Source organism: Enterococcus sp. AZ167 (assembly GCF_051714025.1).
GTDB lineage: Bacteria > Bacillota > Bacilli > Lactobacillales > Enterococcaceae > Enterococcus_D > Enterococcus_D casseliflavus.
Window position 1 is genome coordinate 779,468 of record NZ_JBIORB010000001.1, and the last position, 23,872, is coordinate 803,339.

Genomic DNA, 23,872 nt, shown 5'->3' on the forward strand with positions numbered 1-23,872 from the left:
GTTATCCCTCATTTCTATAGATCGTCACCGCAGATATGCCATAGGTTTGGGCGCGCATCAAATGCAAAGAACCAATCTTTTCTGGCAAGACGATGGACTTATCTGTTTCGCAAACCACATAAGCAAACGGACGAATCAATTCATCCTTCAGCATAGCTTCTAGCTGTTGCAGGATCTCTTGCTTTGCGTAAGGTGGATCTAAAAATAGATAGTCAAAGCTTTGTCCCTCAGCTGCAAACTGGCGTAAGGCTTGATTGGCATCCATTTTTAGTACCGTGAACTTTTCTGGTTCTTTGGTTATTGCAATATTTTCACGGATCACTTTGATAGCTGGAAAACTACGGTCGACACAAACGGCATGCTCCGCACCACGAGAGACCGCTTCGATCGCTAAGCCCCCGCTCCCACTAAACAGATCCAGTACAACTCCTCCATCTAAATATTGCCCTAACATGTTAAAGATCGCCCCTTTTACTTTGTCTGTCGTGGGGCGAGTGTTATCTCCAGCAAGACTTTTTAATCTGCGGCCACCATATTCTCCGGCTACTACACGCATGCGTTTTTCCCTCCAAGATCTTCGTAAATACAAATATAGCACTGTTTCTATAAATAGCAATAAAAAAATGGCGGTGACTCAAGGCACCCCCACTTTTCTATTACACGTTTTCTGCCAATCGAATCATCGTATTTTTTTCTTCGATATCAAACCCTTCATCTTTCACTGGATAGGCTGCTGATGTACCAATTTTTTCAGCAAAATCCATTTCGACATCTGGTCGATAGGAAGCTTCAACTTGTCGAACAAAGTGAAACTGCTCGATTTTTGTTTTTTTGCTTTCGTATTCTTCTTCGTTCAAATACATGACCACGTATTTCATTTTGCGTGACACATAATGAACGAAGCCAAAACGACGCAAATTTTTTAGTTGACGTAGGCTGTAGACCCATACGATCAATCCTCGACGCTTCTGCATCGTAAAAGGCGTTTTATCCTCGTGCATGACAATTTCCTCCACAACTTGATTTTGATTGAAAAAAAGGACTTCCAGCATCCACTTTGACAGTTGGTGAAAAACACGTAGAAATCGCTACGGTCAGTTCATCCAGCAAACGCTGCAGCTGCGTTTCACTCCAGCGGTACTCGCTCACTTGCTCATGGAGATCCAGCTGTCGCTTAGCTGTGCGCATCGCACGCTTTTTCTCTTTGAAATCAGGGGCATATGCGCCGTACGCTTCAATTCTTTCAAAATCCAGCTTTTTTTCTAAAAACGTTCGCATCAATTCCTGAGCAACAGGATCTTGATGCATGGTTTGTTTCGCTATTTGATAGTTTCTACACGTTTCACTCGCTTTGATTGCCGTTACAAGTGAATCGATTTGATCTTCAATCTCGAAAAAGGCTTCATCGTAAATCATCTGATGTACTATCCTCGGTCCCTTCTACATCTTCTTGCACTAAGACTACCATATTTGCTTCAGAAAAAGCAATTCCTATCTTTTCTGATTGTTCATGGGTCAAACGTTCAGTAAATCTTGGGTTACTGAACCAAGATAAAATAGTAAAGGTTGGATCATAGACAGGCGCTTCAAAAATCGAAGCAGAAGCCTCTAACTCCTTCGCTGCTAATAACTCCTGCCACTCATCGTTCGTCAAAACAAAATTACTCGTTTTTTCCGAAGAAAGAGCACGTTGATAGGAATGGATGCGTTGAGAGGTCAAATGATCCGATAGATTATTCGTCAAATCTGCTAAAAGTCCGACCGCATCTTGATGCGTCTGGGTATCTTGTACAAAGCTTTCCAAACCGATTTGATTACGAAGCTTATCAATAATGACAAAGGCTAACGTCTCTTTTTCAAGATCAGCTTGTGCTTGGTCAATCGTTTGCGAAACTTGAAACAGCGGTCGTTCTCCTTCTGTCAAGGGATAGGGCGCTAACTTAAGCAGGGTCGTCTGATCCAAATAAGTGATCGCCTGCAGTTGAGCCGTCTCTTGATCAAAGAATAAAACAGCAAATGTCCCATTATCAAACGCTACTAAGGGTCGGTAGTTCATATCTTCTTCCATCAACTCAAAACTGATGGTGCGATCATTTTGTGTCAAGGTAAAATTGGGATAAATCATGGTCAGCTCAGTCAAGTCAGTCAAGGTCATGCCCATTGCAAAGGGCGCTAGGGAAGATCCCCCGGCGCCGATCACTTTGATTGCCTGCACACTCTCACCATCAGTATTGATCTCAACATATTGCTGATCGTCTAATTGATTGTAGACCCGAATTTCAAACTCGTAGCCCGAGCGATACGTTTGAACTGGAAGCCCGTAGATTTCTTCAAAATCAGAAACAGGCTCCCCAATCAATTCAGCTAATCCTTGGGCTGCGATTGGTTCATAATTCATGGTCGTTGGTGCTTTGATTGGGTTCTCGATCGTCATTCTTGAATCTGAAGCGTTTTGCATGAATACTGGCTGCAAATACACGATTATCAGGGCTAGGACAAATAAGCCGCAAAATAATAATCCCCTTCGCTTCATCTGCTGATCGACTCCTTATTTTTCTTTGACTTCAATCAGAAGGTCTCCTGACTGGATTGGTTCCCCATCGGTTACGTAAACATGCTCAACTACACCAGAGAAGCGAGCTTCGACGGAAGTTTCCATCTTCATCGCTTCAGTGACCATCAACGTCTGTCCACGTGCCACTCGATCACCTTTTTTGACTAATACTTCTAAAACTGAACCACTCATGGAGGCACCGATTTGTTCTTTGTTCGTTGGCTCTGCTTTGCGTTTTGTTTGAACAGAACTGATGATCGAACTATCTTTCACAACGATTTCTCGTCGTTGACCGTTTAAGTTAAAGAAGAGGGTCCGATTGCCTTCGATATCTGGTTCACCGATTTCATCGAGACGAATGATCAAGATTTTGCCTTTTTCTAATTCGACATTGATCGTTTCGCCTAAGCGCATACCATTAAAGAAGGTTGGTGTATCAAGGACTTTTACATCGGCAAACTGCTCATACGCTTTTCGATAATCAAGGAAGACTTGCGGATACATCAAGTAGCTCAAGACTTCTTCGTGTTTTGGTTCATAGCCGATTTTTTCGGCTAGTTCTTGTTTCACTACGGCAAAATCAACTGGTTTGGCAAAGGCTCCTGGACGTTCCGTAAAGGCTGGGCGTCCTTTTAAGATAATGCGTTGCAATTCTTTCGGGAAACCACCGACTGGCTGACCTAACTCGCCTTGGAAGAAGGTGATCACTGATTCTGGGAAACTCAATGTATCGCCTTTTTCAAAAATATCTTTTTCTGACAAGCCATTTTGTACCATGAAGAGCGCCATATCGCCCACGACTTTCGAAGAAGGTGTCACTTTCACGATGTCTCCAAACATCATATTGACTTCATGATACATTTCTTTGATTTCATCCCATTTTTCGCCTAAACCAACGGCTTTGGCTTGTTGCTGGAGATTGGTATATTGTCCTCCTGGCATCTCATGCTTGTACACTTCCGTTTGAGGGGCGTTCAAGCCATTTTCAAAGGAATGGTAGTACATACGGACATCTTCCCAATAGTGATTCAATTGTTGGATATTATCCACATTGATCTCTGGGCAACGCTCGCCGTTTAAAAGAGCATAATACAAACTACTCATACTTGGCTGACTCGTTGCGCCACTGATAGCTGACATAGCGACATCCACGATATCAACGCCAGCTTTGGTAGCTGCTGAGTAAGTGATAATCCCATTCCCGCTGGTATCATGCGTGTGCAGATGGATCGGTACATCGATCGTATCTTTTAACTCACTGATCAAACGATAAGCCGCTTGCGGTTTTAATAATCCAGCCATATCCTTGATAGCAATAATATGGGCACCAAGATTTTGCAATTCTTTTGCCATATCTTTGTAATATTGTACTGAATATTTTTGGCGGGATGGATCATTGATATCCCCTGTATAACAAATCGTCGCTTCTGCAATTTTCCCCGTATCACGAACAGCTTGGATACTTTTCTCCATTTGTGGGACCCAGTTCAAACTATCAAAGATTCGGAATACATCGATTCCTTGTGCCGCAGATTCTTTGATGAATTCTTCCAAAACATTGTCTGGATAATTGGAATACCCGACAGCGTTGGAGCCTCTAAACAACATTTGTAAGAGTGTATTTGGCATTTTTTTCCTGAACATCCGCAATCTTTCCCATGGATCTTCTGTTAAGAAACGGTACGCAACGTCAAAGGTTGCCCCACCCCACATTTCACTTGAGAACAATTGTGGTAGGCCAGCTTCCGTCATCGCGGCAATTTTCTTAAAGTCATGGGTTCTTACACGAGTTGCCAACAAACTTTGATGGGCATCTCGGAAGGTTGTATCCGTCAGTAAGACATTCTTTTGTTGACCGATCCATTCAACGACACCCTCGGCACCTTTCGTATCTAAAATATTTTTGGCGCTGACAAAATCAGGCGTTGCTTGGATGTGTTGTGGCATCCGTGGTTCATTGTAGAAAGGTTTCTTTTGTTTTTCGATTCCCGGGAATCCATTGATCGTGATTTCACCGATATACTTCATGGTTTTGTTTCCACGGTCACGAATCCGAGGGAAATTGAATAGTTCTGGCGTATTGTCGATAAAGGTAGTTTTGGCTTCCCCTGAACGAAAGGCTGGATGAGAAACAACATTACGCATAAAGAGAATGTTTGTTTTCACACCACGTACTCGGAATTCTTTCAGACAGCGCATCATTTTTTGAATTGCTTGGTCGAACGAAGCAGCATGCGTACAGACTTTTACAAGTAGCGAGTCGAAATAAGGGGTTACCACTGCACCGGCATAAGCATTTCCGACATCTAAACGAACCCCAAACCCACCCGGAGAGCGGTAGGTATCGATCTTACCAGTATCTGGCATAAAATTATTCGCTGGATCTTCTGTCGTCACGCGACATTGGATCGCAACACCCTCAAAGCGAATGTCTTTTTGTTCAGGAATTCCGATTTCTTTATGCAAGTCTTTGCCTTGTGCAATCAAAATTTGTGTCGTCACGATGTCTAAATTGGTGATCATTTCAGTGATCGTATGTTCCACTTGGACCCGTGGGTTTACTTCGATAAAGTAGAATTTGTCGCCCTCTACTAAAAATTCCACGGTTCCAGCATTGATATAGCCGACATGCTTCATTAGTTGAACGGCTGCTTGGCATATTTTTTCCCGTTGTTCATCAGTCATTGACACACAAGGTGCCACCTCGACTACTTTTTGGTGGCGGCGCTGAACCGAGCAATCACGTTCAAATAAGTGAACGACGTTTCCGTGCGTATCTCCTAAAATTTGGACTTCAATATGTTTTGGATTACTAATGTATTTTTCAACGTAGACTTCATCGCTACCAAATGCCGCTTTGGCTTCACTTTTGGCACGTTCGTAGCCGTCTCTTGCTTCTTTTTCATCATGAGCGACACGCATGCCTCGCCCACCGCCCCCAAGGGCTGCTTTGATCATGATTGGATAATCATGTTCGTTTGCAAAAGCTAAAACGTCATCGATCGATGCAACTGGACCGTCAGAGCCAGGAATCGATTGAATCCCTGCCTCGATCGCTGCTGCTTTTGCTTTGATCTTGTCGCCAAAAATATCTAAATGATGGGTGGATGGTCCGATGAAAATCAAACCTTCTTCTTCACAGCGTTGAGCAAATCCCAGATTTTCTGATAAAAAGCCGTATCCAGGATGGATTCCTTCGGCACCGGCCTTTTTCGCCGTGCGAATGATATCTTCAATGTCTAAATACGCATCGATCGGACGTTTGCCTTTCCCCACTAAATACGCTTCGTCTGCTTTAAAGCGATGGACGGAGTATTCATCCTCCGCAGCATAAATTCCGACAGTTTTGATCCCAAGTTCCGCACATGCGCGGAAGACACGGATCGCGATTTCTCCACGATTGGCAACAAGAATTTTCTTCATCTAATCCACTCCATTCAATTGATCAATAATTCAAATAAACCTGTTTCCTCTTTTCTTCGGCACTGATATTTAACACAAAACCGATACAAATCGATAGCATCAGCAAGCTTGATCCACCTTGACTTAGAAATGGGAAAGTGATTCCCGTCAATGGGATCAAACCAGTGATTCCACCTAAGTTGATAAAAATCTGAGACATAAATAATGTCCCTATACCTATGCACATCATGGAATTAAAGGGATCTCTTGAACGGATACCGACAAGAAAGATTCGTCCCACCATATAGAACAAAACACCTAAAATGATGATCGATGGGATCAGCCCTAATTCTTCCATAACGATCGAAAATATATAATCGGTGTGCGCTTCGTTTAAGAAGCCACGTTTTTGGATACTATTTCCAAGCCCGCGCCCGAACAGCCCACCGTTGAACATTGCGTAATACCCATTAACCATTTGATGACCTGTATTGTATTCATCAGCAAACGGGTTCAAAAAAGATGAAAAACGACTATAGACATAGTCGGGTAAAAGCTTACCACCGGTTAGATTCACAAACAAGACGATCAACATACTACCGATAATACCTGCCACACCTAATATTAAGGTATACAGGTAATTCAATCCGCTAGACAATAACACGACAAATGCCAGCAACATAACGATTACAGCATTCCCTAAGTCGGGATAAAGTGCCATGATCCCGGTGTAGACAAAAACGATTCCGATTGGACGCCAAACCGTTTTCCAAAATTCTTGTTGGATACCTTTTTGACGATAAGATAGCGTCACCGATAAAAACCAAATCACAATAAACTTTAAATACTCTGCTGGTTGAATGGAAAAGCCAGCAATCGATAACCAACCGAGTGCCCCATTTCTTCTTGGGAAAAAGAAGGCAGCGATCAATAAAAACAAGATGACGATCATGGCGATCTGGACAAATTTTTTGTTCCGAAAAACATCCGTTTTCATTTTATACATGACAGTGATCGCTATTAGGCTCACCAACCAAAACAATGTTTGATTGATGACGTAAGAAGCAGCTGTCGTCGGTTGTGTGGCGGTCATCGCAACGTAAGATGTGGAACTATAAACCATCATCAAGCCCGTGACACACATAACAATATATGGTAACAAAATACTATAATCTAATAAATGTCTTTTCTTTACTTTCTCTGGCAAGTTTATGCCTCCTTGCCGATGTCAGGTGTCCGCTGGTCCTCGTAGACCTCGCTATACAATTGGTTCAAATCTTTTTCAAGATCCGCCATCAATTGCTGCCCTGTTTGATTATCAACGATCCCCAAGCGGATCGCAAATGCCACTTGTCGTGATAGACCATACATCTGGGTATCAACCACTTCTTCAAATGCTTTGCATTGTGCGATACATAAACTATTTTCTTGGTTTCGGATCAGCTTTTTGATTCGTTCTGCGTCATCTCTCAGCAGATCAAGCGCTTTTGTAGAATCGATTTGCTCCATTCCGGTCCCCCCATTTCTTCGTTTCACCATTATAGCATATTCTTATTCGCTTTTGCATCCATAGATTGGATAGAAATACGGAAATAACGAACTTTAATGAGCATATATTCGAAAAGTTCGCTTTTTGATGATTATCATTCGTGTTTTGGAAATTTTATTCGTTTTATTTATATGATCCGCGCCCGATCTCGTGAAACAAAGGCAGATCGTGAAACGCTTTATAAAAAACGTCCTTTACTAAAATTTAAGAAAAGCTATTCTATCAAGTATTCGAAAAAAAATCGGTGCCTGCTTTTCCACAATTACGTTTTAAAAAAAGAACAGGTCCAAAAGTCCCTGTTCTTTCAACTCGCATGAAAAGAAAAATCGTTTACTTTGTTTCATCGCCGATCTTGCCATCCCCATTGATGTCCTCATCGGAAAGACGTTCGACTTCTTTAATAAAACCTTCGCTCATCTCTTGATAATTTTGCTCACCAACGACCGCATCGTCAGGGATTTGATCGACATTTGCAAAAAACTCAATATGATTGTGTAGGTTTTCAAAGCGCATAGGAGCATCTCCGCCGTATTCGCCATCAAGGTTGATCATTAAACGATTGACCTGTTCTGGTGCGTCTACTTCAAGAAAAGATGTTTTCGTATAAATCAGGCGACGATCGTTGATGTGTTTTCCACCATTCATCATTAAAGCAACTAAGTGGACGATCTCAAAAATATTGGCCGTTTTGACAATGATCAACGAAAATTTCCCATCGTCAAGCTTTGCATCAGGCGCAATCTGTTCAAAGCCCCCAACTGAATTCGTCAGCCCTAAAAAGAACATCGACGCTCCGCCAATGTATTCTCCGTCTTCATACTTTAGATGCATTTTGATTGGTTTGACACGAGGGAGTAATTCCGCTCCTTTTGCTAGATAAGCTAAGTAGCCAAAAACACTTTTCAGTTCAGAGGGAACATCGTAGGTCAATTCCGTTAAGTGCCCACCAGCAGCAATGTTGATAAAATACGTGTTGGGTGTTTTTCCGACATCCATTTTCACTGTCTGCTGCTTCAAAATCACTTCCGCAGCTGCTTTGATATCCGTACGGGGAATCTTTAGCGCTCGTGCGTAGTCATTGGTCGTGCCTCCAGGAATGATCGCCATTTTTGGTCGCTTTTCTAAAGGAGCGATCCCATTGACGACTTCATTGATCGTGCCATCCCCACCGGCAGCTACCACCAAATCAAAACCAGCTTCGCCGGCTCTTCTTGCTTCATCACGAGCGGAAAATGGCGCAGCGGTCGTGGCAAATGCACTCGCCTCATAACCGCCAGTTTCCAAAACATCTAAAATATCTGCTAAGTTTTTTCGAATCAATTCTTTCCCAGATGTCGGGTTGTAGATTACTCTTGCTCTTTTCATCGCTTGCCTCTTATCGCTTTGCTAGTTCTTCTTGCAACAGCTTGTTCACAACGCCTGGATTCGCTTGTCCTTTGGTTGCTTTCATGATTTGACCAACTAAGAAACCGACTGCGCGGTCTTTTCCGTTTTTGAAGTCATCGACGGATTGTTGGTTATTATCTAATACTTCATTGATCATTGGTAGTAATTGCGCAGGATCTGATAATTGGATCAATCCTTTGGCTTTTACGACTTCTTCAGCGTCGCCGCCGTTTGTGATCAACTCTTTGAAGACTTTTTTCGCAATCTTCGAACTGATCGTGCCATCGGCGATCAAACGAATCATTCCCGCTAAATTGTCTGGGGTTAATTTCGTTTCTGGCAGTTCCAATTTCTCGCTGTTCAGATACGCTGAAACTTCACCCATCAACCAGTTAGAAGCTTGTTTAGGATCAGCACCAGCATCGATGGTTTTTTCAAAGAAATCGGACATTTCTTTTGATAAAGTCAAGACCATTGCATCATATTCTGGTAAGCCCAATTCAGAGATGTAACGGGCACGACGTTTTTGCGGCATTTCTGGCAAGCTTTGACGTACACGTTCGATCCATTCATCATCGATCACAAACCGTGGGATATCTGGTTCTGGGAAGTAACGATAATCAGAAGAACCTTCTTTGACACGCATCAATAAGGTTTTGCTGGTTGCTTCATCAAAACGTCGAGTTTCTTGTTGGATCTCGCCTCCAGAAAGCAATACTTTGGCTTGGCGTTTTTCTTCAAATGCCAACCCTTTTTTCACGAAGGACATAGAGTTTAAGTTTTTCAGTTCTGTTTTTGTTCCGAATTGTTCTTGGCCGTAAGGTCGCAACGAAATATTCGCATCACAACGCATGGAACCTTCTTCCATCTTCACATCGGATACTTCTGTAAACAAGATGATTGAACGCAACGCTTCTAGATACGCATATGCTTCTTCTGGTGAACGCATATCCGCTTCGGAAACGATCTCGATCAAAGGGGTTCCTTGACGATTTAGATCAACATAAGAATAACCGCCTTTGCCGTGCATGTTTTTCCCAGCATCTTCTTCCAAATGAACTCGCTCGATGCGAATCTTTTTCTTTTTGCCTTCCACTTCGATCTCGATCCACCCATCATGACCGATCGGTTGATCGAATTGCGAAATTTGATACGCTTTTGGATTGTCGGGATAGAAATAGTTTTTGCGGTCGAAATGCGTTTCTTTTGAGATTTCACAATTCAGCGCAAGCGCAGCTTTCATCCCAAATTCGATAGCCGCTTTGTTCATTACTGGTAAAACACCTGGATAGCCCCAGTCGATCACATTCGTGTTGCTATTTGGTTCAGCGCCAAAGTGAGCAGGTGCTGGAGAAAAAATCTTTGATTCTGTTTTTAATTCTACGTGGACTTCAAGCCCAATGACTGTTTCGAAGTTCATGCCTTATCCCCTCCTAAAATCACTGGTTTTTTCGTGTGGAAATCAGTTGCTTGTTCAAAGGCATAAGCCGCTTTATACATGGTTGCTTCATCAAAATGTTTCCCAATGATCTGCAAGCCGACTGGCAGTCCTTCAGAAAAACCTGCTGGGATCGACATCCCTGGCAGTCCTGCTAAGTTCACAGGAATGGTTAAAATATCATTCAAGTACATGGTGATCGGATCATTGATGTTTTCTCCAATACCAAATGCTACCGTTGGGGAAGCTGGGCCAATGATCAAGTCGTATTGGCTGAAGACCTTATCGAAATCTTTTTTGATCAACGTCCGTACTTGACCGGCTTTTTTGAAGTAGGCATCGTAGTAGCCAGCACTTAGTGAAAACGTACCTAACATGATCCGGCGTTTTACTTCTTCCCCGAATCCTTCACTGCGAGAATTGACATAGACATCTTCTAGATTGCTGACATTTTCTGAACGGAAACCATAACGAATACCGTCAAAACGTTGCAAATTAGAACTTGCTTCAGAAGAAGCGATGATATAGTAAACGGCTACCCCGTATTTTGAGTGTGGCAAGCTGACTTCTTCCACAGTCGCTCCTAACGCACGGAAAGTGTCCGCTGCTTTTAAGATTGCTTCTCGAACGCCTGCTTGGATCCCTTCACCTAAGTATTCTTTTGGCAAAGCGACTTTCATACCTTTGATATCACCCGTCAAACCTGCTGTAAAATCAGGAACAGCAGCGCCTGCTGACGTACTATCTTTCGCATCAAACCCACTGATGGCATTTAATGCAAAGGCATTGTCTTTCACACCACGCGTCATCGGACCAATTTGATCTAAAGATGATGCAAACGCGATCAGACCAAAACGAGAAACCCGTCCGTAGGTTGGCTTCATCCCGACGATCCCATTGAAAGCTGCTGGTTGACGAATCGAACCACCCGTATCGCTACCTAATGATAGGGGAACTTGTCCAGCTGCAACGGCAGCTGCCGAGCCACCTGATGAACCACCAGGTACTTTTGTTTCGTCCCAAGCGTTTTTCGTTTTCTTAAAGAACGACGTTTCGGTACTTGCGCCCATGGCAAATTCATCCATATTTAACTTACCAACTGGAATCATGTCTGCTTGGTAAACTTTGTCCATAACGGTCGCATCGTAAATTGGATCAAAATTACCTAAGATTTTTGAAGCAGCTGTTGTCCGCAAATCTTTGGTAACGATGTTGTCTTTGATTCCGATTGGAATTCCCGCCAACACATTGCTTTCAGTGATGCCTTTTTGATCGATGGCTTGTGCCAATTCCTGCGCTTTTTCTTCATTCAACGCTAGAAACGCATCGACTTTCGGCTCTGTTTCTTTAATGCGAGCAAAGGTTTCGCTCGTTAAGTCTGTTGCAGTAATTTCCTTTGACACTAATAAGCTGTGTAATTCTTCTAAGCTTTTTTTATATAATTCAGTCATTAGGCACCCGCCTCCCCATTATCAATGATTGCAGGCACTTTGATAAAGCCTTCTTCGGATTCTGGAACATTTTTCATTAATTCATCACGGTCCCAGCCGCCGGTCGTTACATCTTCACGCATCACGTTAATCGTTTCTGCGACATTCGATGTGAATGGTACTCCTGTGGTGTCCACTTCTTCAAGTGTTTCAACCATATCAATAATTTTCCCTAGCTGAGAGGTAAACTCATGTAATTCATCGTCTGAGAATGAAAGTTTTGCTAGTTTGGCAACGTGTTTGACTTGTTCTTCGCTGATCGCCATAAAATCCTCCTCTTTCTCGTATCCGTAATCTACGTTTACGTTTTTCCAATGTATTGTATCATTTTTTTAACAAATCATGAAATAGAATTTGAAAATTATCAAATATAATTGTAAATAAAAGCAGAAATCATTTCTTTCCTCGTAGTGCAGGGAAGAAATGATTTCAATTAGACAAGAAAAAACAACTGCTTCTCGTCTGTGACAATGCTTAAAGGTTATTGATCTGCCGAATGACTGCCTTCGATCGCAGCCACCATTTGAGCTTCATCCCAAACGGTGACACCTAGGGATTGTGCTTTGGTCAGTTTGCTGCCTGCCTCTTCCCCAGCAACAACGATATCGGTCTTTTTCGATACACTCCCTGTTACCTTCCCACCGAGATTTTCAATTCGTTCCTTGGCTTCTTCACGAGTGAAGTGACTTAATTTTCCTGTTAAAACGACGGTTTTCTCTTTAAATGGTGATTCGACGTCTTCCAACTGTTCATTTCTAAGCCCCAAATAAGCAAAGTTGACACCCGCTCTTTCAAGTTCATCTAACAGGTCGTGAACTTCTTGATTGTCAAAATACGTGACGACACTTTCAGCAATCGTTGCGCCGATAGCTTCTAGCGAAATGATTTCTTCTTCCTTGGCTTTGCTGAGCGCCCGCAGATCACCGAAATGTTCTGCTAAAATCCGAGCCGCTTTCGCACCGACATGACGGATGCCTAGCCCAAAAATCAAACGTTCAACCGAATTTCCTTTACTTTGATGAATCGCCCGCAACAGGTTATTGGCTGATTTCTCTTTGATTTTATCAAGGGTCAACAATTGTTCTTCTGTTAAAAAGTACAAGTCGGCCACATCTTTAACTAAGGATTTATCGAACATTTGCTCTAAAACACGGGGCCCTAAACCGTCAATGTTCATAGCATTCCGTGAAACGAAATGGCTGAGTCCTTCTTTGATCTGTGCTGGACACTTTGGATTGATACAACGCAAGGCAACTTCTTCATCTAAATGGATCAGCTCACTCCCACATTCGGGACAATGTGTAGGCGATTCAAAGGGTTGACTTGCTTCTGTTCGTTTTTCTTCCAAGACTTTCGCAACCTCTGGAATAATGTCCCCCGCCTTATAGATGATGACCGAATCGCCAATGCGGATGTCTTTCATTTTAATGAAATCTACATTATGGAGACTGGCACGGCTGACCGTCGTTCCAGCAACACGAACAGGGGTCATAACAGCGGTCGGTGTCACAACACCCGTCCGTCCCACGGTCCATTCGATCGTTTCGATCACTGTTTCCGCTTCTTCCGGTGGAAACTTATATGCTGCCGCCCATCGGGGTGCTTTTACGGTAAAGCCTAGCGCATCTTGATCTTTGAAATTATTGACTTTGATGACTACGCCGTCAATCTCATAGGGAAGCTCACTGCGCTTGTCATGAAACTCTTCGATATATGCCCAAACCTCATCGATGGTGTGACACACTCTGCGTTCGTGATTTGTACGAAAGCCTAATTGATCCAGTTCATTCAATGCTGAAAATTGATCATTGGCTTCAATTGGTCCAAAGTCAGCTAGTGTGTACAAGAAGGTGCTTAAGTTTCTTTGGGCTGCGATCCGTGTGTCTAATTGTCGCAAGCTTCCAGCCGCTGCGTTTCTAGGATTGGCAAAAACTTCCGCCCCTTCTTCTTCTCGCTGTTGATTCAATTTCAAAAACGAAGCCTTTGGCATATAGCATTCGCCACGAACTTCCAACGAGATCGGTTCTTTTAATTTCAGTGGAATCGATTTGACGGTCTTTAGGTTTTCTGTAATGTTTTCACCTACCGTACCATCTCCTCGAGTTGCTCCCCGAACAAAGCGCCCTTCTTCATATTTCAAGGAAATTGACAATCCATCGATCTTTAACTCGCAGACATAATCTACCGCTTTCCCCAGTGCTTTTTGAACACGGGCATCAAAAGCCACGATTCCTTCTTTGTCAAAGACATCGTTCAGGCTATACAGCGGAATATCATGCGTGACCTTTTCAAAGCCAGGTAAAATGATACCGCCTACTCGTTGGGTGGGTGAGTCTTCGGTTACTAGCTGCGGATAATTGGTTTCAATTTCAACCAGTTCTGCATATAGCTGATCATAGAGATAATCTTCCACGGAAGGCTGATCTTTTACATAGTATTCGTAAGCATACTGATTTAATTGTGTGCGCAGCTCTTCTGCTCGTGATTGGATTTCTTTTGAAGGGACATCCATCCTAATATCCTCCTTATTTTTCAACTTTTTCAATCGGCGCAAAGGCCGCCAACAATCGTTTGACGCCTTGTTGTGGGAACGCCACATCTAATTCAACATCTTGCGCGCTGCCAGTCGTCCGAACGACGGTACCGATTCCCCATTTTTTATGTTGAACTTTCTCGCCTACTTGCCAAGTATTACCAGCTGCAGAAGTCTGTTGTTTAGAAGCGACGGTCGTTTGACGCGGTTGTGTATAGCTCGGTTTGAACACTTTTGGTTGAAACGGTGCAGCAGCTTTCGGCTGTGAACGCTCGCCTAATGATTGCAGCAGATCTTGTTCGATCTCTTCGATAAACCGAGACGGACGATTGTATTGGGTCCGACCGTATAATGTTCTGGAAAAAGCGTTGGTCATAAAGAGCTCTTCCTCGGCACGAGTGATTCCCACGTAAGCAAGGCGCCGTTCTTCTTCGAGCTCGCTTTCTTCCATTAAGGCACGAGAAAGCGGGAAGATATTTTCTTCCAACCCAATCAAAAATACCACTGGAAACTCTAGTCCTTTTGCAGCATGCAAGGTCATCAAAGTCACTTGACTACTTTCTTCTTCATAACTATCGACGTCTGACAATAAAGCTAAGTCATTTAAGAAAACACTCAACTTCTCATCTGGCGCATCTGCATCGTCTTCGTTTTGCGCCTCAAATCGTTTGTCGAATTCTTGGGTAACCGATAAAAATTCTTCCAAGTTTTCAAGTCTAGCTTGTGCTTCTAAATTATTCTGGTTGACTAACTCTTGACGATAACCCGTTTTTTCTAATATTTCTTTCGTCAGTTCGGTTACTGATAGGTAAGGAACCATCTGGGCGAAGCCATCCATCATCATCCCAAAGCTCCCTAATTCTTTGCCAGCCTTTCCAGAAATATTCGCTAACTCGACGTTCATGGCTGCTTCTAACAATGACCATTCATGAAGATTCGCAAACGCTCGTAGTTTCTCGACGGATGTCGCACCGATCCCACGTTTTGGTACATTGATGATACGCTCTAAGCTGATGGAATCTCGCGGATTGGCGATCGCCGATAAATAGGCCAAAATATCACGGATTTCTTTGCGGTCATAGAATTTTCTGCCGCCGACCATCGTATAAGGAACGTTGGCTTTTAAAAGCATTTCTTCAATGATCCGTGACTGGGCATTGGTCCGATACAATATCGCAAAATCACCGAATTTACGGTTCTTTTCTGCAATTTGTTTTTGCATTTCACTGACGATAAATCGCGCTTCATCTCGTTCACTATCCCCGCGATAATAAGTGATCTTTTCCCCATCATGATTTTCTGTCCACAGATTTTTATCTGGACGGTTGCGGTTATTTTTGATTACTTGGTTTGCCGCATTTAAAATCGTTTGCGTTGAACGATAGTTTTGCTCTAACAAAATCGTTGCGGCATCTGGATAGTCCTTTTCAAAGTCTAAAATATTTTGCATGTTGGCACCACGCCAACCGTAAATACTTTGGTCCGCATCCCCAACAACACAAAGATTTCGAAAACGAGCGGCCAATAAATTGACCAGCGTGTATTGGGCGTGGTTGGTATCTTGGTATTCGTCGACATGGATATAGTGGAATTTCCGTTGATAAAATTGCAGCGCATCTTCATTGTCTTGGAAGAGGCGGATCGTATTCATGATTAAATCATCGAAGTCCATGCATTGATTGTTTCGCAGCTCTTTTTGATATTTTTCATAGCAACGACCTACGATCTGCTCAAATAGACTACCTTCCATGGCTTGGTAAGCTTCAGGTGTCAACAGCTCGTTCTTGGCATGAGAGATCGTTCCCAAAATAGAACGAGGATCATATTTTTTGGGATCGATATTCAATTCTTTTAATACCCGTTTCATCAGTGTATTTTGCTCAGAAGAGTCAATGATGGTAAAATTCTTCGAATAGCCGATACGATCAACATCCCTGCGCAAGATTCTGACACACATCGAGTGGAAGGTTGAAACCCAAACGTCTTCTCCACCTGATCCTAATAGTTGACTGACCCGTTCCTTCATTTCACGTGCCGCTTTATTCGTAAATGTGATGGCTAAAATATTCCATGGATTTACATTTTTTTCTTCTATTAAATAGGCGATTCGGTGGGTTAGGACACGGGTCTTCCCGCTTCCTGCACCTGCCATCAGCAGCAACGGTCCTTCCGTATGCATAACGGCTTCTTTTTGCCGTGGGTTCATGCGTTCAAGTAATTCACTTTTGGATGACATGATTTTAAACATCCTTTCTTTCTCAATCTTCTCAATTATAGCATTATCCGGGAAAGGGGAAAACCGAACGCTTTGAAAACTTTTAATTAAAAGCGCTTTGATTTTTTCCCTTACGATTCATGCGATTTTTCAAGAGAAAGCAGGCTTGGTTTGTTTACATAATAAAAAGGCTGTAAACCTACCAGCCTTTTTATTCGTTTGAAGATTTTGGTTAACTAAAGTACTTCTCTACTAGTTTTTCATTTACATAAATCGAGACTTGCCCATCATTGACCGGGAAAACACCTTTTCCGGTATCATCTAAAACAACTTTCGCTTCATTGTTTCTCAATATATCCACGAATGTCTCTCCACCATGGATCGCACTGATAGTCATTTCTTTTTCCGCTCCTTGGGCATTGGTCATCACGACCGCTAATCCAGAAAGCTCATGTTCATAATCGCCAGTTAATACCCAGCCAATGCAATTAGGATCATCGAAATAATCGACTTGATTCCCGAATGCAAGCTTCTCCCGAAGTTTCAGCATATGGACCAGCGCATCCCCGACAGGGGCGATTTCTTGCGCGGGAATCCCAAATAAATCCCCCCAGAAAACTACTGGTACGCCAGCTTTACGTAAAAGGATCAATGAATAGGCATGGACTTTGAACCATCCGTCTATCCAAGATTGTAAACTTTGCCCAACCTGCGTGTCATGATTATCCACAAAAGTCACTGCATAATCTTCGCGAGCGGCGGTCAACGTACCTGCAAAAATTTGGCTCATATCGTATTCGCCATTTGAGTGAGATGCTTCATATAAATTGTAGTGCAATGGCACATCAAATAAATAAATCAAATTTCCTGAAGAATCTAAATACTCTTCTAATTTTGGCAGCTCCCCTGACCAATATTCTCCGACAACAAATAGTGGTTTGCCTTTTTCCTCGCGTCGGTTTAAGATCCAATCCGCGTAATAGTTGAACTCAATGTGTTTGACCGCATCTAGTCGATACCCGTCAACGCCGGTCAGTTCTTGGTACCATTGGCCCCATTTATTGAGTTGTTCCACTGTTTCGGGATTTTCCATGTCCAAATCACAACCCATTAAGTAGTCGTAATTGCCCATCTCATCATCCACTTGGTTTTCCCAGCCCTTGTCAGCGAAGTTAAAAATCCCGTGGTCTTTGTTGCGGTCATCATAATCGACACCAGAAAAATTATGCCACGTCCAAACGTAATCATTGTACGTCCCCTGACGTCCTGGGAATGTGAACTTGGTCCAAGCTTCGATTTCTTCCTCATCACTGATCGGTTCATTACGGTTTTCGGTATTGTATTTAACCGCTGGAACGACTTCTTTTTCATCGGCACCAATCAAGTGATTGAAAACGATGTCGGCATAAACCTCTATTCCTTGTTCTTGCAGTGCTTTGATGGCTTCTAGGTATTCATTCTTTGTCCCATATTTTGTTGGCACCGACCCCTTTTGATCGAATTCGCCTAGATCATAATAATCATAGACACCATACCCAACGTCTTCGGACCCAGCTGTCCCTTTATAGGCAGGCGGCAGCCAAATTGCGGTAAATCCATACTCTTTGATTTCTTTACTCATTTCTTTCAATTTGTTCCAGTGCTGGCTATCTGCCGGCAGGTCCCATTCGAACCCTTGTAAAATGACTTTGTTATTCATTTATTTATCCCCCCTTACTTCAATTAAGCCAAATAATAGTAAAAATTGTCAAATATAAGAATAGCTATTAAATCAAAATGAAGGTTATCATGACCGTTTATGACCGATTCCGTTTATTCACGCTTTCATTTTGAATGTTTTTTACTGTTTATGATTGATTTTGAACGAATCATGTGGTATCATGGCAAGTGAAGAGGTGATGAAAATGCTTACAGAGGAGCGTCATCAAGCGATTTTGGCACGATTGGAACAAGAAGAGATCGTCAAGGTCAGTGAACTGATTCAACTGTTAGATGCTTCAGAATCAACGATCCGTCGAGACCTGCAAGAGTTGGAAGACAAAGGATTTTTAGTCAGAATTCACGGTGGAGCCAAGAAAAGTCAGCAATTAGGCTTCGAACCAAACATGTCAGAAAAAACGGCGAAGTTTCAAACGGAAAAGCAAAAGATAGCAAGAGCAGCTGCCCAGACGATCAAAAATGGTGAAGTCATTTACTTAGATGCTGGCACAACGACCCTCGAAATGATTCCTTTCCTATCGGCTATCACAGGCCTTAAGGTGGTCACAAACTCCGTCAAACACGCTTCCCTATTGATCGATCATGGGATCGACACCATGATTTTAGGGGGGACCATTAAGATATCGACGAACGCTGTGTTAGGGATCAATGCTGGTGAGCAACTGCGAAAACTACGCTTTAATCGTTGCTTTATGGGCATGAACGGGGCTCATTCTGAGGCTGGATTCACAACACCTGATCCTGAAGAAGCCCTGATCAAGCAGATCGCTTTAGAGCACAGTCAACAAGCCTATGTCTTGCTAGACCATTCCAAATTTCAGCAAACGACTTTTGCTCAAGTTGCCTTTATCGAAGGTGCGACGATCATCACCGATTATTGCCCAAAAAACTATTTAGCGAAATTCAGAGCAAAAACAACCATTATGGAGGTAATACAATGATTTACACAGTAACACTCAATCCTTCGATCGACTTTATCGTCCATGTCGATCATTTGGAAATCGGCGCCCTTAATCGAATGAAACAAGACTTTAAACTACCTGGCGGCAAAGGAATCAATGTCTCACGGATTTTAAAACGCATCGGCATCGCCTCGACTGCCCTTGGTTTCGTTGGCGGATTTACTGGTCGTTTTATTGAAGAGTGGCTGACCAAAGAGGAAATCAACAGCAACTTTACCCAAGTCGCTGCGGACACACGAATCAATATCAAACTAAAATCCGGCGAAGAGACAGAAATCAACGGTCTTGGTCCAGTCATTCGCCAGCAAGAAATTGCTGAATTGAAACACCAATTAGCCACTCTTTCTGCCGAAGACATCGTCATCCTATCAGGAAGTAAACCAGCTGGTCTTCCAACCGACTTTTATAAAGAATTGATCAAAATCGTTAAAGAAGCGGGTGCGGAATTTGTCATTGATACGACCGGCGCGGAACTTTTTGACGCTTTATCCGATCAGCCTTTGCTGATCAAACCAAATAATCATGAATTAGCCGAACTTTATGAAACTTCTTTTTCAACAATCGAAGATATTTTGCCTTATGGTCAAAGAATGCTAAAGGATGGCGCTAAAAATGTCATTGTCTCTCTAGGCGGCGATGGCGCCCTGCTCTTTACTGGCAATGAGATCTATCGATCCAATGTGTTGAAACGACCTTTGAAAAATTCAGTTGGCGCTGGAGATTCCATGATTGCTGGATTCATTGGGCATTATGCAAAGACCAAAGATGTGGTTGAAGCATTCAAATGGGGAGTCGCTTGTGGCAGTGCCACTGCGTTTTCAGATGATTTAGCTGAGGCGTCATTTATCGAAGAATTACTACCGGAAGTCATAATTGAACAAGTGAATCTATAGGAGGATGGAAAAAATGAAAATCAATGAGTTGATGCTGAAAGATGCCATGATCATGGATTTACAAGCAACAGACAAAAAAGGTGCCATTGATGAAATGGTAGCAAAATTATATGCTGTCGGACGAATTTCAGATATCGAGGTCTACAAAGAAGGAATTCTTGCCCGAGAAGCTCAAACATCAACAGGGCTAGGTGACGGCATCGCAATGCCTCATGCCAAAAACAGTGCGGTCAAAGAAGCGACGGTCTTATTCGCAAAAAGTAATGCGGGTGTTGACTATGAGGCGTTAGATGGACAACCAACGTACCTCTTCTTTATGATCGCAGCACCAGAAGGAGCAAATGATACTCATTTACAAGCATTAGCAGCGCTATCTCGCTTGTTGATCGATCCAGACTTCGTTGCTAAATTAAAAACAGCGACGACTGCTGATCAAGTACAGCAACTTTTCTCAGAAGCTGAGGCACAGCAAGAAGCCGATGCTTTAGCAGAAGAAGCGGCAAACCAAGAAGCAGCACTTGCTAGCGAACGTCCCTATATCGTCGCAGTTACAGCTTGCCCGACAGGAATCGCCCATACCTACATGGCAGAAGATGCTTTGAAAAAGAAAGCCAAAGAGCTGGGTGTTGACATCAAAGTCGAAACAAATGGTTCAGAAGGAATCAAAAATCGTCTAACAGAAGCTGATATCGCCCGAGCTACTGGTGTAATCGTAGCTGCTGATAAAAAAGTAGAAATGGATCGCTTTGACGGCAAACATTTAGTAAACCGTCCTGTCAGTGATGGTATCCGTAAAACCGAGCAATTAATCAATGAAGCAATGAGCGGTACTGCTCCTGTTTTTCATGGTAGCGGCCAAGCTTCTGATAAAGAGGACGCTTCTGCTGATGGTTCAGTCGGTCAACGAATCTATAAAGATTTGATGAATGGTGTTTCTCATATGCTGCCATTTGTTATTGCCGGTGGAATCATGATCGCTATTTCCTTCATGGTGGACCAGTTCATGGGTGTCCCTCAAGATGCCTTGAGTCAATTAGGAAACTACAACCAAGCAGCTTCTTGGTTCAATCAAATCGGTAGCGCGGCATTTGGTTTTATGCTACCTGTCTTAGCTGGATTTATCGCTTCAAGTATCAGTGACCGACCTGGATTGATCGTCGGTTTTGCAGCAGGTGCGTTAGCAAATACAGGTGGTGCTGGTTTCTTAGGTGCCTTGATCGGCGGTTTCTTAGCTGGTTACGTCATCAAGTTCTTACGTTCATTATTCAAAGGCTTACCAAAATCATTAGAAGGAATCAAAACGATCCTCTTCTACCCTGTTTTCGGCCTATTGATCACTGGCTTCTTGATGTTACTGATCAACGTGCCAATGAAAGCTATCAACGACGGCTTAAACAGCTTCTTGACTGGCTTAAGTGGTACCAACGCAGCTTTACTTGGCGCTTTGTTAGCAGCGATGATGGCAGCCGATCTAGGCGGCCCAATCAACAAAGCCGCTTATGTTTTCGGTACTGCAACATTGGCAACGACCGTTGCTGAAGGTGGTAGCGTCGTAATGGCATCTGTAATGGCGGGCGGAATGGTTCCTCCATTAGCAATCTTTGTCGCAACGTTATTGTTCAAAAATAAATTTACAAAAGACCAAAAAGAAGCAGGTTTGACAAATATCGTCATGGGGCTGTCCTTCGTCACAGAAGGTGCGATTCCATTTGCAGCAGCAGATCCACTGCGAGCGATCCCAAGCTTTATCGTCGGTTCTGCCCTGACTGGTGCACTTGTCGGTGCCTTTGATATCCAATTGATGGCGCCACATGGTGGGATCTTCGTTGTCCTATTATTATCTAAACCAATTTTGTTCTTGCTATTCATCTTGATCGGTGCGATCGTTTCTGGCGTCGTATTCGGTTTGTTGAAAAAAGCGCCTGAGCAAACAGCTTAATTGAAAAGACCCACAAGATCCTCGTGATCTTGCGGGTCTTTTTCATTCTTGATTGGTAAAAAGCTGCTGCTCGACTAGCTTTTGGGTGTTCATAAAATACACTCGTAGTTTTTTCCCATCCTTCTTTAGATTGACCCATGTATATTTGCGCGTGCGGTGCAGATAGCCAAAATGAACATCAGGCATGGCCGCTTTCAAAGCATCTAGCGGTAAGTGCTTCAAAGCAGTCTCCGGCAAATAAAATTGCAGGCAAGCAGTATAGTCTTTAAAACGATCCTCTGAATATTCAATCTCAAGATGGCTACGAATATAGAATGAATAAGCCTCTACTCCATCGTCTATCGTTAGTTCTGGCTTTAATACGATATAATCCATCATGCGCAACCGCTCTTGATCCACCCAAGGAAAATACGCTTGGGCATTCAAATACCCTTTCACTCTCCGCTCTTGATACTCTTCGTTCACGAGGTCGAAGCTTCTGGTGACAAAATGTGTCGCGCTTCGTTTTGTTGTTGGCTGCAGTCGATCATTTTGGTATTGGATGGTTTGGATCAAGTGATCGCCAAAGGCATATTCAATATATGGTTCTCTCAAAATACCGACCCCGTTATCCCAAGTCAATTGATCGATTCCAGTTTGATCGCGAAACAATCGCTGGTAGGATAGATTCAATTCGTGATCCCACTGGAAAGGATCTCGATACAATTCCACCATCACAACCCCTTGGTCTCTTACCTGCACTTGCTCCACCTGCTGCGCATCAGTAATGATCACCTGAGGAATGATATGCGCGTAGAATGCCGAAAAGTACATGCGCCAGCAAGAAGTCAGTGTATAGCCATTGTAAAAGACGTCGTAACCAGAAAACTGATTGCAGTCGATGACGATTTCTTGTTCAAAGTTTTTCCGCTTCGGTAACGCGTTGATTTCAGCAATCGATTGAAAATTTTGCCTTTTCTCGATTCCCTCGACGTTATGCATCAAGTACTCATCATATGAACGCAAATAGCCGAACAAGCCATCTCTTTGCATCGTTTCATCGAAGTAACTTAAAATCACGGGTTTTTGCGTGGAAAATACGTCTTTCGTAAACAGGTGCCGTTGTAAAACAGCCTCTTGAATGATATGGATACTGGACTCATTTTGGCCGTCCGTCACAATCAATTCCGTATTGATTTTTTCAGGGGCGCTATGCAGTAGTTGACTGACCTCATCCAAATCATAAGGTTTCTTTGCTTGCTGATTGTAGTAGTATTCCGTCGGCTGATAGCTAAGACGAACCAAAGCGAACCAATTTTCAATCAACAAACGCAACTGTGCTGCTTCCATTTGGGTTGATTGTAGAAAGCCATAGATTTTTTCAGTTTTGATCATCGCTACCCCTCTTTTCTATCCCCTTTCTTTAATTATAGTAAAGGGGGAAACGATTGAACACTATTTCGCTTTTTTTTGATGAAATCTACCACCGTTCGTGGTAAACTTAAGGCGCTTGGAGGTGAACCTATGGGCTTAAAATTCCAACGAGAAGACTCGCTAGATAAAATGTTTGATGATTTTGCCTTTCTTCCCGATAACGACAAAGACAAGAAAAAGCAGGAAAACGATATTGAGCGTTTCTTGAAAAACGAATCTGATGAAAAGAAAAAAACACAACCTAAAGATAGTAAGAAAGCAGACTAATAAAAAAGGCAAAGGACGCGTCAGTCCCTTGCCTTTTTTTACTTGTCGAAATAGAAAATGAGCCACTGAAGCTACATAAGTTCAACGATCAGAATCATCATCTAGAGGTTTT

Annotated in this window: 19 protein-coding genes; 4 read left to right on the forward strand and 15 right to left on the reverse strand. The window is 42.9% G+C overall.

Features of this window, described 5'->3' with window-relative positions; genetic code table 11:
* Position 1 precedes the first annotated feature (1 nt).
* The 14 genes from rsmD to IGJ05_RS03765 all read right to left on the reverse strand — a co-directional run bounded on the left by rsmD (position 2) and on the right by IGJ05_RS03765 (position 18,266).
* Positions 2 to 556 carry a 16S rRNA (guanine(966)-N(2))-methyltransferase RsmD gene (gene rsmD, locus IGJ05_RS03700; RefSeq protein ID WP_005225987.1) on the reverse strand — a complete coding sequence of 185 codons (555 nt, stop codon included), beginning with the start codon at positions 554 to 556 and terminating at the stop codon, positions 2 to 4.
* A 100-nt stretch (positions 557 to 656) separates the two neighbouring features.
* A complete protein-coding gene (locus IGJ05_RS03705; protein ID WP_005225986.1) occupies positions 657 to 1,001 on the reverse strand; it encodes a YlbG family protein in 345 nt (114 codons plus the stop codon).
* Positions 988 to 1,416, reverse strand: a complete 429-nt coding sequence (locus tag IGJ05_RS03710) for a YlbF family regulator (RefSeq protein ID WP_081117060.1) — start codon at positions 1,414 to 1,416, stop codon at positions 988 to 990. Before IGJ05_RS03710 ends, IGJ05_RS03705 begins: the two co-directional genes overlap by 14 nt.
* Positions 1,403 to 2,533, reverse strand: a complete 1,131-nt coding sequence (locus IGJ05_RS03715; RefSeq protein ID WP_015509623.1) for a CAP-associated domain-containing protein — start codon at positions 2,531 to 2,533, stop codon at positions 1,403 to 1,405. Before IGJ05_RS03715 ends, IGJ05_RS03710 begins: the two co-directional genes overlap by 14 nt.
* Before the next feature lie 15 nt (positions 2,534 to 2,548).
* Positions 2,549 to 5,977, reverse strand: a complete 3,429-nt coding sequence (locus tag IGJ05_RS03720; protein ID WP_016609529.1) for a pyruvate carboxylase — start codon at positions 5,975 to 5,977, stop codon at positions 2,549 to 2,551.
* 22 nt (positions 5,978 to 5,999) lie between these two features.
* Positions 6,000 to 7,163, reverse strand: a complete 1,164-nt coding sequence (locus IGJ05_RS03725; RefSeq protein ID WP_005225982.1) for an FtsW/RodA/SpoVE family cell cycle protein — start codon at positions 7,161 to 7,163, stop codon at positions 6,000 to 6,002.
* 2 nt (positions 7,164 to 7,165) lie between these two features.
* The gene (locus IGJ05_RS03730) at positions 7,166 to 7,465 is read right to left on the reverse strand and encodes a YlaN family protein (protein ID WP_010748186.1); all 300 of its coding nucleotides are present in this window, start codon (positions 7,463 to 7,465) and stop codon (positions 7,166 to 7,168) included.
* A 370-nt stretch (positions 7,466 to 7,835) separates the two neighbouring features.
* Positions 7,836 to 8,870 carry a diacylglycerol kinase gene (locus tag IGJ05_RS03735; RefSeq protein ID WP_010748185.1) on the reverse strand — a complete coding sequence of 345 codons (1,035 nt, stop codon included), beginning with the start codon at positions 8,868 to 8,870 and terminating at the stop codon, positions 7,836 to 7,838.
* A 10-nt stretch (positions 8,871 to 8,880) separates the two neighbouring features.
* A complete protein-coding gene (gene gatB / locus IGJ05_RS03740) occupies positions 8,881 to 10,311 on the reverse strand; it encodes an Asp-tRNA(Asn)/Glu-tRNA(Gln) amidotransferase subunit GatB (protein WP_005225979.1) in 1,431 nt (476 codons plus the stop codon).
* Positions 10,308 to 11,780, reverse strand: coding sequence for an Asp-tRNA(Asn)/Glu-tRNA(Gln) amidotransferase subunit GatA (gene gatA / locus IGJ05_RS03745; RefSeq protein WP_081117062.1), 1,473 nt, complete (start codon positions 11,778 to 11,780; stop codon positions 10,308 to 10,310). Before gatA ends, gatB begins: the two co-directional genes overlap by 4 nt.
* Positions 11,780 to 12,085, reverse strand: a complete 306-nt coding sequence (gene gatC, locus IGJ05_RS03750) for an Asp-tRNA(Asn)/Glu-tRNA(Gln) amidotransferase subunit GatC (RefSeq protein WP_005225977.1) — start codon at positions 12,083 to 12,085, stop codon at positions 11,780 to 11,782. Before gatC ends, gatA begins: the two co-directional genes overlap by 1 nt.
* A gap of 215 nt (positions 12,086 to 12,300) precedes the next feature.
* A complete protein-coding gene (gene ligA / locus IGJ05_RS03755) occupies positions 12,301 to 14,331 on the reverse strand; it encodes an NAD-dependent DNA ligase LigA (RefSeq protein ID WP_081117063.1) in 2,031 nt (676 codons plus the stop codon).
* Between the two features lie 13 nt (positions 14,332 to 14,344).
* Complete coding sequence (pcrA, locus tag IGJ05_RS03760) at positions 14,345 to 16,588, reverse strand: DNA helicase PcrA (RefSeq protein WP_005225975.1); 2,244 nt, start codon at positions 16,586 to 16,588, stop codon at positions 14,345 to 14,347.
* Positions 16,589 to 16,799: 211 nt separating this feature from the next.
* Complete coding sequence (locus IGJ05_RS03765; protein ID WP_266166707.1) at positions 16,800 to 18,266, reverse strand: alpha-amylase; 1,467 nt, start codon at positions 18,264 to 18,266, stop codon at positions 16,800 to 16,802.
* 205 nt (positions 18,267 to 18,471) lie between these two features.
* On the opposite strand from IGJ05_RS03765, the gene IGJ05_RS03770 reads away from it, so the two are divergent.
* From IGJ05_RS03770 to IGJ05_RS03780, 3 genes are read left to right on the forward strand one after another with little or no spacing between them, the layout of a single operon-like run.
* Positions 18,472 to 19,227, forward strand: a complete 756-nt coding sequence (locus IGJ05_RS03770; RefSeq protein ID WP_005225973.1) for a DeoR/GlpR family DNA-binding transcription regulator — start codon at positions 18,472 to 18,474, stop codon at positions 19,225 to 19,227.
* Positions 19,224 to 20,141 carry a 1-phosphofructokinase gene (gene pfkB, locus IGJ05_RS03775; RefSeq protein ID WP_081117065.1) on the forward strand — a complete coding sequence of 306 codons (918 nt, stop codon included), beginning with the start codon at positions 19,224 to 19,226 and terminating at the stop codon, positions 20,139 to 20,141. The genes IGJ05_RS03770 and pfkB overlap by 4 nt, the downstream gene beginning before the upstream one ends.
* 13 nt (positions 20,142 to 20,154) lie before the next feature.
* The gene (locus tag IGJ05_RS03780) at positions 20,155 to 22,080 is read left to right on the forward strand and encodes a PTS fructose transporter subunit IIABC (protein WP_225000790.1); all 1,926 of its coding nucleotides are present in this window, start codon (positions 20,155 to 20,157) and stop codon (positions 22,078 to 22,080) included.
* A gap of 42 nt (positions 22,081 to 22,122) precedes the next feature.
* Here the strand turns inward: IGJ05_RS03780 and IGJ05_RS03785 are convergent, their stop codons facing one another.
* On the reverse strand, positions 22,123 to 23,454 hold the full coding sequence (locus IGJ05_RS03785; RefSeq protein WP_015509617.1) for a hypothetical protein: 1,332 nt from the start codon (positions 23,452 to 23,454) through the stop codon (positions 22,123 to 22,125).
* Positions 23,455 to 23,583: 129 nt separating this feature from the next.
* On the opposite strand from IGJ05_RS03785, the gene IGJ05_RS03790 reads away from it, so the two are divergent.
* Complete coding sequence (locus tag IGJ05_RS03790; RefSeq protein ID WP_010748176.1) at positions 23,584 to 23,760, forward strand: SPJ_0845 family protein; 177 nt, start codon at positions 23,584 to 23,586, stop codon at positions 23,758 to 23,760.
* Positions 23,761 to 23,872 lie beyond the last annotated feature (112 nt).